Genomic DNA, 14039 nt, shown 5'->3' on the forward strand with positions numbered 1-14039 from the left:
CGCGGACCGCGCGACGGTGCCGATGATCCCGCATCTGATCACCTCGAACGGGCCGCTGCTGGTCGTCGTCGCGGCGCTGGCGACCATGGTGTGCGCCGCCCTGCTCACCCACGGAGTCCTGCGCGTGCTGCTCATCGCTCAGGCGGTGTACTGGGCGATGTCCTATGTCGCACGCCCGGTGGTGCTGCTGACCGTACGACCCGACCCGCATTTCGGTGACAATGTCGCCGACCCGCGGCTGGCCGAGATCGGGTACGACGTGGGGATCGAGGCCGCGTTGCGTCCGGTGGCGTTCGGTCTGACCGTCTACGCGCTGATCGTGCTGGTTTTCGCGCTGTGGACCCGGCGCCGGCCCCGGCCGGGGCGGGCGCCGCTGGCCGGCGATCCGGATCTGATCGCCACCCTGTGGGTCCTCTACGTCCTGGGCACCTTCGCCCGGCTGCTCAGCGTGGCCACCGGCGCCGCCGGGCAGGCCGGCGATGTGCAGAGTGCCTCACCGGTGCTGAGCCTGCTCACCATGCCCGCGATCCTGGGCGCGATCGGACTGATCGTCCTCGCCCGCCCGCCGCGGCAGTCCGGCACCATCGCGGTGCTGGGCGTGCTGATGGCCGGGGAACTGTGGTGGACCACGGCCACCGAATCGAAGACGCCGATCCTGGGCGCCGCGCTGGCGGTCGCGGTGCGTTTCGCGCTCACCGGCTGGACCCGGGGCAAAGTGCTCGGTATCGGAGCGGTCTCGGTGACCGGTATCGCCGGCTTCGACTGGCTGCAGTCGCTGAAGACCTCGCCGTATCTGCGCGCCGAAGCGGCCGCCGTGGACGGGGCCTACCCCGAGGGGGTGCGCCCGTTCCTGAGTCTGCTGCGGCGGTTCGACCTGCTCGAAGCCGCCACCGACGCCTACTACACAGGGCCGAACTCGTGGTTGGGCCCAGGTGAGGTGGTCGGGCATCTGGCGCGCAGTATGGTGCCGGCGCAACTGCTGGCCGAGGAGAAGCTGCACGCCGGAACCGCCTGGGCGAGTGAGGTACGGGGCGCCTCGGTGGATATGAGCCAGGTGTCGGTCTCGCTGGCGGAGGGCAATATCAGCGAAGGCTATGTGATCGGCGGCCTGCCGGGGGTCGTCGTCGGAGTGGCGTTCACCGCGGTCGTCCTGGTGGGCTGGGCACGGTCGCTGTACGCGCGGCATCTGCTGCCGGTGCTGTTCGGTATCGCGCTGATCGAGGTGCCGGTCGTCTTCGAACGCGGCATGCTCGGCAGCGCCGAAACTCTCGGAAAATATCTGCAGGTCGTGGTGCTGGCCTGGCTGGTCCGGCTGGCCGTGGGCCAGTGGCGGCGCGTCCACGGACCGCCCGGGCCGCCCGGCGAACCCGATGGACAACCACCGGCCGGACCCGTCGCGGTACCGGTCGGCGCAAGCGTGAGAAGCGAAGGAACACAATGATGGAACTGCCCGACTACCTGCGCCTGCTGCGCCGCTACTGGGCGGTGCTGCTGGCGGGAGTGGCGCTGGGCGTGGGACTGGCGGCGTATCAGGTCCAATCGACGCCGACCACCTATACGGCCACCAGCACCCTGTACGTATCGATGGCCACCGGTACCTCGGTGGCCGATTCCTACCAGGGCGGTCTGGCCGCCCAGCAGCGGGTGCGGTCCTATCTCGAGCTCGTCACCAGCGACCATGTGGTGGACCGGGTCATCGGCCAGCTCGGACTGAATCTGGACCGTGACGAACTCCGCGCCGCGATCACCGCCGACACCCCGCCGGCCACCTCGCTGCTGCGGGTCTCGGTGACCGACGAGGATCCCGAGACCAGCCGGGTGCTCACCGACCAGGTGGTCGCCCAGTTCCGCGCACTGGTCGACGAACTGGAGACCATCGAGGTCACGGCGGCCCCCGCCGCGCGCGTCGCGGTCGTCGACGCGGCGCAGGCACCGGTCGAGGCGAGTGGCCCGGGCGGGGCCCGGCTGTACGCGGTCGGCGCACTCGCCGGCCTGCTGCTCGGTGCGGGCCTCGCCTACCTGCTGGATCGGCTGAACTCCCGGATCCGCGACAGCGCGGAACTCGCTGCGCTGGGACAGCCGGTGCTGGGCACGGTCGCACCGGGCACCGACCGGGAGCCGGCCGAGCTGCGGGCGCTGCGGGCGCGGCTGCCCGAGGCGAAACCGCTGATCTTCACGGCGCCGGACGCGAATCCCGAACCCGCCCTCGTCCTCGGCTCGGCCTCGGTACTCGGCGCCACCGGCGCACAGGTCCTGGTGATCGATGCGAACACGACCGGCCACGGTGTCTCGACCCTGCTACCCGAATCCGCGCTCCAGTCGCCCGCGGCGGCCGGCGACTGGCCGGTCCGGGACGGGAAGCAGGCCCGGGAGCTGGTGACCGCCGCGTCCGGCCGCACCTCCGCGGCGATCCGCGGGGAGATCTTCGACCCGCCGACGGTCAAACTCGATCTGCGGGGTAAGCCGGCCGCGGCGCTCGACGAGCTGCCGGCGCCCGCGCCGGCGGTCCCCACCGAGACCGGCGCGCGGGCGGCGGACGGGCTGGCCGCCGTCCTGCGCGAAGACGTCCATCTCGACGAGGCCTTCGTGGCCTGGCCGCAGCGATCGGTGGTCGTGCTGGCCCTGGGCAGCGCCGACGAACGGACGCCGGATCTGCTGGCCTCCGCGCGCTTCGAGACGATTCTCGGCGAGGTCGCGAAACGCTTCGACCGGGTGATCGTCGATATCGCCGACACCGATGCCCCGGCCGTCGCGCCGAAGGCGGCGGGCACTGTCGTGGTGGTGCGGCTCGGTAGCGGCCGGCGCGACCGGATCGAGTCGGCGCTCACCGCGCTGACCGCGGCCGGTGCCACCGTCTCCGGGGTGGTCGCGGTGGCGCCCCGCCGGACCTGGTGGCGGCGCTCGTGAGCGAACATCGAGCGCGCCGGGACGACGGAAAGCGGCGGATCCAGCGGCGTGATCTGCTCGCGGCGAGCCTGGGCGCCGCCGGAATCGGCGCCGTCACGGTCCCATTGGCCGCGTCCGGCCCGCCCGCGCCCATCGTGCTGGCGACCGGCACCGCCTCGCCGACCGTGCGTGATATCCGCGCGTTCGGCGCGGTCGGCGATGGGGAGGCCGACGATACCGAGGCACTGGCCGCCGCGTGCCGCACCGACGGCGCCCCACCGGTGGTGTATCTACCCGCCGGCGAATACCGGGTCACCGCCTGGCCCGACCTGCCCGACCACTCCGTCGTCTACGGCGACGGCGCCGATGTGACCACGGTGTTCTGCGACCGGGACACCACCCTGGTCGATCTGGAGGGCAAACAGCGGGTCCGGTTCGCGCGCATGGGGTTCTACCTCTCCGGGCCGCAGGCCACCGCGGTCCGGCTCACCGAATGCTTCCGCTGCAGCTTCGATACCGTCCTCATCCGCGGCAACCACCTCGCCGACAACTATCCCCGCTACGCCGCGCAAACGGGCGTGGTGCTGGAGGCGAACACCGGCGGCACCTCGTTCATCGACTGCGATATCAATAATTTCGGTGTCGGCCTGGCCACCTCCTGTATCCAGAACTACGTCACCTCCTCGAAGTTCTCCGGTAATCGCATCGGGGTGCTCGGCACCGGCAACGACCACAACGCCGGATTGTCGCTCACCAATGTCGAATTCGTCTCCGACAACGATCCGGCGACCACCGACCGCCACCTGTTCGTCGACGGCGCCGCCAACAACTGGTGGCTCACCAATGTGTGGTTCGAGGGCGCCGATATCGCGGTGCAGGTCGGTACCGCGGGCAAGGGCGGCCCGTCCCAGTTCGGCATGGTGAACTGCAAGGTCGCGGCGCGTTCGTGCGATATCGACCTGATCTATTGCCGGCAACCGTATCTGGCGAATATCGCATTCGACGCCGATCCCGGCGGCAGCCCGGCCGAACTGCGGATCGCCGAGGCCGGATGCCCGGAGGGTATCGCGGTGAATCTGATCTCCGGCGCGGGCACCGAGATCGGCCCCCGGGTGTTCCCCAGCAACTGGCAGGTCCTGGGCCGCGGCCAGACCCACCGGCCGACGTTCACCGGTCCGGTCACCGCCCGCGCCGAGGGCGCCGAGGAGATCCTGCGTGCCGTCGCCCCCGACGGCGCCGGCCTGGCCTCGGTGCTGGCGAGTGGGGCGTGGTTGTCCGACCACGCCGACGCCGGTGTCGTCCTCCGGGATCCGGAGGGCGGGTACTGGCGTCTCGTGGTCGCCCCCGACGGCGCCCTGCGCACCGCGCCGCTGGGCCGCGACCGCCCGGTGCGCTGAGATGACCGCACCTATCCCGGACACCCGCCGGCGGCGGTGGCGGGTGCCGGTCGTCCTCCTCACCCTGGCGAGCCTGGCGGCGGTCGCCGGATGGCCGGTATTCGTGCGACCGCAGGTGGATCCGCTCCGCCGCGCCGACGCCATCGTGGTGCTCGGCGGGACCCCGTACGAACGATTCGATGTCGGACTCGAACTGGCCCGGCAACAGTGGGCGCCCGAGTTGCTGATCGCGGCGTCCACCGGACTCGACGATCCGCGGATGGACCGTTACTGCCGTACCGGATACCCGTTCCGGGTGACGTGTTTCGAACCTCACCCGTGGACCACCCGCGGGGAAGCCCAGGAGATCCGCCGCCGGGCGGAGGCGGGCGGCTGGCGGCACATCATCGTCGTCACCTTCACCCCGCACGTCTCCCGGGCCCGCTATATCGTCGGCCGCTGCTTCGACGGTGAACTCACCATGATCGCCAGCCCGAGCCGTACCGACCCCGTGTTCCAGGCCTGGATGTATGTACGGCAGACCGCCGGATACCTCAAGGCCTTCACCGAATCCGGCTGCTGAGCCGCGAAGGAGCGAGTGTGATCACCGATTTCGGCCGCAGCGCCGGCGTCCAGGCGCGGCTGCACGACCTGGTGCCCGGTGGCGCGCACACCTATGCCCGCGGCGCCGACCAGTACCCAGAGCATATGGCGCCGGTCTTGGTGCGCGGACAGGGCTGCCGCGTCACCGATTGCGACGGCAACGAATTCGTGGAGTACGGGATGGGCCTGCGGTCGGTGACGCTCGGGCACGGCTACCGCCCGGTCGTCGACGCGGTGACCGCCGCCGTCGCCGACGGCGTCAGCTTCTCCCGGCCCACGGTCACCGAACTGGCCGCCGCCGAGGATTTCCTGGCGCTGGTCCCCGGCGCGGACATGGTGAAATTCGCCAAGAACGGCTCCGATGCCACCACCGCCGCGGTGCGGCTGGCGCGCGCGGTGACCGACCGGATCACCGTCGCCGTCTGCGCGCAGCCCTTCTTCTCAGTGGACGACTGGTTCATCGGGACCACCGCCATGTCGGCCGGAATTCCACCCCAGCCGACCGTCTCCTTCCCCTACGGCGACCTGCCCGCCCTGGAACAGGTACTGGCCGGGCGCGAGATCGCCTGCGTGGTCATGGAAGCCGCGACCGCGCTGCAGGAACCGCCGCCCGGCTATCTGTTCGGCGTGCGGGAGCTGTGCGACCGTTACGGAACGCTGCTGGTGTTCGACGAGATGATCACCGGATTCCGGTGGGCGGCCGGCGGGGCGCAGCAGGTGTACGGCGTGGTGCCGGATCTGTCGTGCTGGGGAAAGGCGATGGGTAACGGTTTCCCCATCGCCGCCCTCGCCGGGCGCCGGGAATACCTCGAACTGGGCGGTTTGCGGACCGACGCGGCCCGGGTGTTCCTGCTGTCGACCACCCACGGCCCGGAAACCGGTGGGCTGGCCGCCTTCCGGGCCGTCGTCCACGCCTATGCCACCACCGACCCGGTGGGCCGGATGGAGGCCGCCGGCCGGCGACTGCGGACGGGGATCGAGGAGATCACCGCCGAACTGGGTATCGGCGACCGGTTGTGTCTCGCCGGACGCCCGTCGTGCCTGCTGTTCCGGACACTCGATCCCGACGGCAACCCGTCCCAGGAGTTCCGCACACTCTTCCTGCAGGAACTGCTGCGACAGGGCGTACTCGGGCAATCGTTCGTCACCTCCGCGGCACATACCGACCGCGATATCGACCACACGATCGAGGCCTGCCGCCACGCCGCCGCGGTCTACCGGCGGGCACTCGACCAGGGTACGGTCACCGGCCTGCTCGAAGGCCGCCCGGTGGCGCCCGCGCTGCGCGCCCACGCCGCACCCCGCCGGCTGCTCACGGAGGTCGCCCGGTGACCGCGAACCCCGCCACCTCCGGCCCGGCCGCCCACACCGGCTCCAGCGAACGGCCGACGGCGACCGACCGGCCGGGCGGCCCCCGGCTGGCGATCGTGCACGAACGGTTCACCGAATACGGCGGATCGGAAGCGGTCGTCGGCGAACTGTGCCGGACCTGGCCGGACGCCCGGGTGTTCGCGCCGATCGTCGATCCCGCCGCCGCCCCGGCGATCGCGCATCCACCGTGGGACACCGTCTCCGGCACCCGGCTGTCCCGCCTCTACGCGCTCACCGGCAAGCGGTCACACGCACCGTTGCTGCCGCTGGTCCCCCGCGCGCTGCGCCGGCTCCCCCTGCGCGCGGATTTCGACGCGGTGGTGGTCAGCCATCATGCTTTCGCGACCCAGGCGGTCTTCGCCACCGACGCACCCGTGATCGCCTACGTACACAGCCCCGCCCGCTGGGCATGGGATCCCGCGTTCCGGGCCCGGGAAGCCGACGGCCCCGCCGGGCGCGCCGCGCTCGCCGCGCTCGGTGTGCTGGCCCGACGCACCGAAACCGCCGCGGCGCCCCGGCTCGCGGCGGTGGTCGCGAACAGCCGCGCGGTGGCCGACCGGGTCCGGGACTGGTGGGGACTGCCCGCCACGGTCGTCTATCCCCCGGTGCACCTGGATCGCTTCGTCCAGGATCCGGCGGTACCGCGGGAGGATTTCCTGCTGTTCGCCGGCCGTCTGGTCCCCTACAAACGCCCCGACCTGGCCATCCGTGCCGCCCAGCGGGCCGGCCTGCGCCTGGTGGTGGTCGGCGACGGCCGGTACCGCCGCCGGCTCGAGGCGATCGCCGGCCCGGAGACCACCTTCCTGGGCGCCGCCCCCGACGCCGTCCTGGCCGATATGTACCGCCGCTGCCGCGCCCTGCTCATGCCCGGGGTGGAGGATTTCGGGATCGTCCCGGTGGAGGCGATGGCCTGCGGGGCGCCCGTCCTCGCGGTCGGGGCAGGTGGCGCCCTGGACACCGTGATCCCCGGGCACACCGGCGGACATATTGCGGGCGGAACCGACGAGGAGGTGATCGACGGTTTCGCGGCCGCCCTCCGCGACCCGTCCACCACCGACCTGGACCCGGCCCGGATCCGCGCTCACGCGGAGACGTTCGCTCCCCCGGTGTTCCGGGCCCGCATGGCGGAGACCGTCCACCGTGTACTCCGAACCTGGAGCGTCCCTCCAATGCCGCCGGACGGCCACGGCAGTTGTGCGCCTTCCGGCGCTACTCGCCGAGCCGATCACGGAAAGGTGCGTACCAGTCCCGGGGACGCCCCTGGATCTCCCGTATCTCCCCGACCGTATCGTTGACGACGGCGAAACTGGTGAAGGTGAGTGGGTAGTATTCCGGCGCCATGGCGTCCCGGCGGGTCAGTACGCGGAGCTTGCCGCCGGTTCCTCCGTGCGTCTCCAGAATCGCCCGGAAACCGGCTTTTTCGTCCTGGTGCACCACCAGTGCCTGCCGCGACCGGGGTGCCGCGAAGGTGAGACGCCACACCGTCTCCCACCGGCCGTCGTCGAGTGCCGTGCGGCTGCCCCATACCGTGGGGCGCAGGTCGGCGGCGGAATAGTCGGGGGGTTCCTCTGTCATGTTTCGGGGGTCACTTTCGCGATCCATTCCATCTGATCGTTCAGCACGTGGAACGACCAAGGATTGAATATGGTTTCGTCCGGCACACCGTGTCCGACCGGCCGGACGGTGACCAATCCCTGCTCGACCAAGTTCTGATAGGTGGATTCCGGCAGTCGGCCGACCAATACGGTAGACGGAGAAGTCGCGGTGCTGTGCCGCAGGCCCCATTCGTACGCTGCCTGGAAACCCGGCGATTTCCCGCTGTCCACCTCATGGGTGAAGAACGCTCCGGGCCGGCTCACCGCCCCGCCGGCCGAGGCCGTCCGGGCCACCTGCGCATTGAGCCCAAACAGCATGATGTACTCGGCGTGATCGGCCGAGGTGCCGTGCGCGAAATCGCGGTGCGTACGGGCCGGTTCGCATCCCTTTGGCACCAGTCCCATCGGATCGCACCAGGTGAGGGGATTGTGCGGATACGCGACCGGATTCGGTGCCGGACCCAGCCCCAGCGGATCCCGGGTGAGATACCGTCCGGTGGCGGGATCGTACATCCGGTGCAGGTTGTAGTGCAGTCCGCTTTCGGGATCGTAGAGCTGGCCGGGGAACCGCAGCAGTGAATGCCGGCCGCCCGACCAGGTCGTCTCCCCCCACAGGGTGTGCGTGACCCCCGCGGCCACCTGCCCGGTCGCCGTCAGCAGCCGGATCGGCGCCCCGACAAGATCGGTCACGATGGCCGCGAACTCGCGTTCGGCACCGTCCTGGTCGATGATCTGGGTGAGCGGGATATGCGTGCCGGGCCGGTAGGACCAGTGGGTGGTGGTGTCCTCGGCCGTCTGCTCGGTCACCCGGTTCCCGTCCCAGGTGTACTCCGTCTTTTCGAGCACGGTCTCGTCGTCGGCCAGTCGCTGTTTCGCTGTACGCCGCCCCAGCGCGTCGTAGGTGTAACACCAGCGGTCACCGGCCGGGGTGCGCAACTCGGTCAGCTGATCGAACGCGTCGTACCGGTAGTGCCGGATGTCCGGGGTACGCGTGGGCCGGCTGGTGCTGCTGCGAACGAGCCGGCCCGCGGCGTCGTAGTGGAACCGGGTGCGATCACGGCGGACCAGCGTGTTCCTCCGATACTCGCGACGGTCCCGGCCGGACGACGGGTCCGGCGCGTCGGTCGATCCGGTGGAGATCACCGCAGCAGGCGTCCCACCTGTTGCGCCGTTCACCCCGGCGGACAGGATATTGCCGAGCCTGTCGTAGCGGTACTGCTCGAGGACCCGGTCACCGCTGACGATATCGGTGACGCGGCCGATCTCGTCGAGGGTGTATTCGCGGCGAACCGGCGCCCCGTGGCCTTCCACGGTCGCCTGCTCGAGCGGGTAGCCGTCCGGGCGCCAGACATAGTCGTCCCGCCGGATCGGTGCGCCGTCATCCGGCCCGGTGGCCGCCGTACCGACGATCTGCGCGATCGTGTGCCCCACCCCGGAATACACCCGGTCCACTGTGAGAGCACCCGTCCGCCAGCCGGTGTGGCGGCCGAGCCGGTCGTAGGAGAAGTCCAGGCGCCGACCGTCGCTCCGCATCCCCGTGACGCGGCCGGCCGCATCGTACTGCCAGCCGGTGACCACTCCGCTCGGTGCGCTGTACGTGACGCGCCGGCCGTGCCGGTCGTACTCGAAAGTGCTCGGCGCCCGGTCGTCGACCTGCTGGGCCAGCAGCCGGCCGTCCCGGGCATGAGCGAACCGGACGGTATGGGTGACGGCGTCGTGGAGACCGGAAACCGCGGTGGTCATTCGACCCGCCGCGTCGTAGGTGTAGTGCCGCCACTCACCGGTGTCGGCCACCACCTCGGTCGCCCGGCCGAGCACGTCGTAGCGGTGGGTACGAGTGACCCCGGTTGCCGTGGTCACGGTGGCGACCCGGCCGCACGGGTCCCTGGTGTAAACGGTGAGCGCGCCCGAGTAATCGGTTTCGCCGATACACCGGCCCGCGGCATCGTAGGTGTAGTGCCATGTATCGCCCAGCGGACTGGTGACCTCGACGAGTCGGCGCTGGGTATCCCAGGTATAGCGTGTGGTGGCGCCGTCCGGGCCGGTTCGGCTGCGCAGCAGATCGAAGGCGCCGTGGTCGAAGCGCGTCCGGTTACCCGCTCGATCGGTGTGTTCGGTGAGGTTGCCCTCGCCGTCGAACGCCCATCGTTCACCGTGGCCGTCGGGGTCGACGCGCCTGACGAGCCGGTCGTCGCCCGACCAGATGTAGGTCGTGACTCCGCCGAGGGCGTCGGTGACGGTGACCGGGCGGCCGAAATGATCGCGGGCGACGGTCGTGACCGCGCCGTCGGCATCGGTCACCCGCACCGGCAGTCCCGCCGCGTCGACCTTGATACGGGTGCGGGCACCGGTGGATTCGGTGACCGTGGCCACTGCACCCGACCGGTGGTGGCTGTATTCGGTCCGTCTTCCGTCCGGCGTCGTCATTGCCGCGAGATCGCCCGCCCGGTCCCACTCGCGAAGGTGCGACGCACCATCGGCATCGATGATCGCGGCGACCCGCTGCCGGTCGGTGTAGGTGATGCGGACCGGCAGCCCGTCGGGCCGAACGATCTCGACCGGATTTCCGTCGGCGTCGTATCGATAGGTGGTGGCGGCACCGTCGGCGGCGACCAGGCGCACCGGACGTCCGTCTTCGGCGTACTCGGTGAGGGTGCGTCCACCGACCGGATCGATACGCTCACACAATCGGAACGCGCGGTCGAACGAATACTCCGTCGCCGCACCGGCCGAGTCGATATGAACCGTCCGGCGTAGTCCCCTCTTCGGGTCGGTGGAGTACTCGAAGCGGGCATCCAGGATCCCCGAACTGCCGTGCTGAGCGACGACCCGGCCGCTACCGTCGTAGGTGTTGCTCATCCGATTGCCGTTCGAATCGGTCCACGACGTCATCCGCTGCTCGGCATCGTAGGTGTAGTGCGTTACCGCCCCCACCGCGTTGCGGACCGAAGCCAATCGACCTGCCCGATAGCGGAATTCCCGAACGGTATCGACACTGTCCTCGGCGGGTGCCCGCCCGAGGACACGAAGGGCGACCACCCGGCCGTTCTCGGCATCGATGCGCACTCGGTAGCCGCCGGAATGGTCGATGGCCACCGGGGTGCCGTCCTGGTCGTAGTGGAAACGGATCCGGTTGTCGTACCGGTCGCAGATGGCGGAGAGAACGTAGCCGCCGTGTTGCCGATCGACTGTGCCGGGTTCTCGCACAGCGAAATGCCAGGACAATTCCCGATCGGGATCGGTCACGACATAGCCGCCCGCTGTCCCGGCGGCCAGTGGCCACTGCGGTCCCCCATTGATCGGGAGGACGGGCCGATTCTGCTCCGGATGCGAGTAGACCAGCAGCAGGCCGTCCTCGCCGACGAAGGTCAGGGTGCCGGCGTCGACGACGACGCGCATATCGATCGTCGCCGACCAGGACGGGCCGAACCAGCGCCCGAAGCGATAGCCCGATCGATGCCGGCGCCGCAGCACCAGCGGCAGTACTCCGGGTAGCCGTAGATCGGTCGCCGGAAGCACGAATTCACCGGTGGCGACATCGACCGGATCATTACATACGGTCACCTGGTCAGCTGTTCGGTTCATTTCGGAGCGGTTCGTCAGGGCGGTGTGGGCTACGCCGCGATCGGCCGTGGCGCGGTCGATCGCATTTCGCTGCGCGGAGCGGGACTCCGTACCGAGCATCCGCGGTGTATCGAGCGGTGGGGCCGGTGTGGCGCCGCGAACCCCGGCGGTCGCCCGCGTCTCGGCGTCGATATGCGTCTTCGCGGCCACCTGCAACGCGTTGTCGTGGTTGGGGGAATGCCTGCTCCAACCGTCCGCGATGTTTCTCGCGATACCACCCAACCGTTGACCTGCGGCCACCACGAGCCTTTTCGACACGGACACCGACCGCCCTCCCGCTCCTCCGTCCCCTCCGCATGATCGCACAGGCCCGCCTCACCCGTGCTCGTCCTCCACCCCCGGTCACCGCGCACTCCCGCCGGAACGCGAGAGGCAGGTTCCGCACCGCGCTGAAGGCCGATGAGAACTATTGCCATCGATGCCTGCCCATGCAGTTTTCGCGCCTCCGGCACGATCCTCGGCTCTCTTGTCGGGCAGCGGGCGTTTCCGGATGCCGGGCACGGGTCACACCGCAGCGAGTCGCGGGCTTCGACGAGTCCCGCCGGGGGTTCACGCTGGCTCGCCTACCATGTGACTGCGCGGATCCGGGCCCTGCCGGTGCTCCGGCGGCGTCGGGACTGTCCGGCGCTGAACGGCGCCGCGTGGGCCGCCCGGGCGAGCCGCCCGCCGGAGTCGACACCGCGGCACCGCTCGGCCGCGCGACGATGCGTGTGGCCGGCGGCCGCGGACGGCGGCCCGTACCGAGAACCCCTGATCCGGAAGGCAGTATGAGCGCGACTTCGATCGAGAGCATTCTCCTCGGCAGCACCGACCCCGACCGTCTCCGCGCGTGGTATGCCCAGGTGCTGGGCGTCACGCTCGATAGCGACGGTTTCCTCGACTTCGGTGGTGTCGGTGTGCTCACCGACACCCGGGACGATCTCGCCCCGCGCACCGCCGAACCGGGACGAGTGATCATCAACTATCACGTGCCCGATATCCACGCCGCCGCCCGGCGGCTCGAGGCGTTCGAAGTCCCCTGGGTTTCCGGCGTGGAATACCGCGAGGCGGGACTGTGGTTCGCCACGGTCGAGGATCCCGACGGCAACTACGTCCAGCTGATCCAGACCACCCCCACCTACTGGGCCGAGAAGAAACGCCGCGCGGGCGCGACCGCGGGTCCGCTGGATCACGCCCGGGCAGCGGTCCGGTTGCCGGCGCGGGATCTCGGGCGTGCCCGCAGCTGGTACGCGCAGCGCCTCGGACTCGAGCCCGTCGAGGAACGGGACGGCGGGTTGCGTTACCGGTGCGGCGGTACCGAATTCGTGGTCTTCACGTCGACCGGCCGCGCCTCGGGCGACCACACCCAGATGGGTTTCACAGTGCCCGATCTCGATCTGACCGTCGCGCAACTGCGCGAACGCGGGGTGCAATTCGAGAGCGAGGTCGTCGAGGTGCGTGGTCACTATCCGTCGACCGGAGCATCCGGGGAACGCGCCACCTGGTTCCGGGACAGCGAGGGAAACCTGCTGGGACTGGGACAGTACGTCTACGACTGACCCGCCACGACCGGTATCCGGCCACCGCGGCACCGTCCGGCCGACCCAGGGCAGCGACCGGGGCAAACCCGCGGGCGATGAGGTGTCGGGGTGAATCGATAGTCTGCCGGAATGGTCAGACCGGATCCGGCACTGCGGCGTCTGCTGCGCGAAACAGGAAAGTTGCTACAACTGTATGGTTTTCACGGCGCCGACGCCCCCTGGGTGCGGGTCGAGCCGGAGGGCGTCGCATCCGTCGGCCGCACCCGGGTGTCGCGGACCTGGGCCGACGGTCAGCAGGTCCTGCGATTCGGCCTGCATCTCGACGCCACCCCGCGGGCATGGTGGGAATTCGGCAACTGGCGCAACGAACGGCTGGGACTGGCCCCGGTCCCGCTGGAAGAGGCCACCGGCCCGGACCTCATCGACGACCACGGCCTGCCCGAGGAGCTCACCCGGCCGTGGTCGCTGCGGGTCGATCCGGAGCAACCGGGCGGGCACGCACTACAGACCGATCTCGACACCATCCGCGCCGAACTCCCCCGCCGGGTCCACGCCTACGCGCGCCGGGCGATCCAGCTCGCCGACCCCGACCGCTACCTGACCGAACTCCTGGCGCAACCCGACGACCGCATCGGCACGCAGGAGGCGATCGTCGTCCTGCTCGCCGATCGCGGACCCGGACCGGAGCTCGACCTGGCGATCCACCGGCTGCGGACCTGCTCCGCCCACCGCACGGCGTCGGAGTTCACGGAGGAGGTCATCACCTACGCGCAGACCCGGGCCGCCACCGTCGTCTGAGCGGTGGCCGCGCCCGGGCAGTCAGCGGCGGAAGAGCCGGCGCACCCGGGCGCGAATCCGGGCGGCGCGTGATTCCGGTTCCGGGATCTCGACCGCCTGCTCGGCGGCCACCGCCTGCGCGAACCGGGCATGTAACTGCTCGCGGACCTCGTCCGGAGTGTAGGTGCGACGGCGGCGTTCGGCGCGCACCACCACCACACCGGTGGCCACCACACCGGCCGCTCCCGCCAAACCCAATACCTTCCACCACCTCATAACGCATAGGC

General features: G+C 70.4%; 10 protein-coding genes and 1 pseudogene. 8 read left to right on the forward strand and 3 right to left on the reverse strand.

Going from position 1 to position 14039, the window contains the following annotated elements; genetic code table 11:
* Positions 1-22: 22 nt before the first annotated feature.
* The 6 genes and pseudogenes from NF4_RS31595 to NF4_RS31620 all read left to right on the forward strand — a co-directional run.
* Positions 23-1441 (forward strand): hypothetical protein, encoded by a 1419-nt coding sequence (locus tag NF4_RS31595; protein WP_063814762.1) that lies wholly within the window; start codon positions 23-25, stop codon positions 1439-1441.
* Positions 1438-2907, forward strand: coding sequence for a hypothetical protein (locus NF4_RS31600; RefSeq protein WP_084533709.1), 1470 nt, complete (start codon positions 1438-1440; stop codon positions 2905-2907). The genes NF4_RS31595 and NF4_RS31600 overlap by 4 nt, the downstream gene beginning before the upstream one ends.
* The gene (locus NF4_RS31605; protein WP_232330738.1) at positions 2904-4283 is read left to right on the forward strand and encodes a glycosyl hydrolase family 28-related protein; all 1380 of its coding nucleotides are present in this window, start codon (positions 2904-2906) and stop codon (positions 4281-4283) included. The genes NF4_RS31600 and NF4_RS31605 overlap by 4 nt, the downstream gene beginning before the upstream one ends.
* A gap of 1 nt (position 4284) precedes the next feature.
* Positions 4285-4845, forward strand: coding sequence for a YdcF family protein (locus tag NF4_RS31610; RefSeq protein WP_063131059.1), 561 nt, complete (start codon positions 4285-4287; stop codon positions 4843-4845).
* 20 nt (positions 4846-4865) lie between these two features.
* Positions 4866-6197 carry a glutamate-1-semialdehyde 2,1-aminomutase gene (locus tag NF4_RS31615; RefSeq protein ID WP_063131099.1) on the forward strand — a complete coding sequence of 444 codons (1332 nt, stop codon included), beginning with the start codon at positions 4866-4868 and terminating at the stop codon, positions 6195-6197.
* Positions 6198-6283: 86 nt separating this feature from the next.
* A pseudogene (locus NF4_RS31620) lies at positions 6284-7387 on the forward strand (glycosyltransferase); the annotation flags it as partial.
* A 58-nt stretch (positions 7388-7445) separates the two neighbouring features.
* On the opposite strand, the gene NF4_RS38265 reads toward NF4_RS31620, so the two are convergent.
* Positions 7446-7811 (reverse strand): hypothetical protein, encoded by a 366-nt coding sequence (locus tag NF4_RS38265; RefSeq protein WP_157120708.1) that lies wholly within the window; start codon positions 7809-7811, stop codon positions 7446-7448.
* Positions 7808-11719, reverse strand: a complete 3912-nt coding sequence (locus tag NF4_RS39875; protein ID WP_157120709.1) for a DUF6531 domain-containing protein — start codon at positions 11717-11719, stop codon at positions 7808-7810. The genes NF4_RS38265 and NF4_RS39875 overlap by 4 nt, the downstream gene beginning before the upstream one ends.
* 503 nt (positions 11720-12222) lie before the next feature.
* Between NF4_RS39875 and NF4_RS38900 the strand changes: the two genes are divergently transcribed.
* The gene (locus NF4_RS38900) at positions 12223-12993 is read left to right on the forward strand and encodes a VOC family protein (RefSeq protein WP_198165544.1); all 771 of its coding nucleotides are present in this window, start codon (positions 12223-12225) and stop codon (positions 12991-12993) included.
* Positions 12994-13104: 111 nt separating this feature from the next.
* On the forward strand, positions 13105-13773 hold the full coding sequence (locus NF4_RS31635; RefSeq protein ID WP_063131061.1) for a hypothetical protein: 669 nt from the start codon (positions 13105-13107) through the stop codon (positions 13771-13773).
* Between the two features lie 21 nt (positions 13774-13794).
* On the opposite strand, the gene NF4_RS31640 is transcribed toward NF4_RS31635, so the two are convergent.
* A complete protein-coding gene (locus NF4_RS31640) occupies positions 13795-14028 on the reverse strand; it encodes a hypothetical protein (RefSeq protein ID WP_063131062.1) in 234 nt (77 codons plus the stop codon).
* Positions 14029-14039 lie beyond the last annotated feature (11 nt).

This window comes from Nocardia fusca NBRC 14340, from assembly GCF_001618425.1.
GTDB classification, from domain to species: Bacteria; Actinomycetota; Actinomycetes; order Mycobacteriales; family Mycobacteriaceae; genus Nocardia; species Nocardia fusca.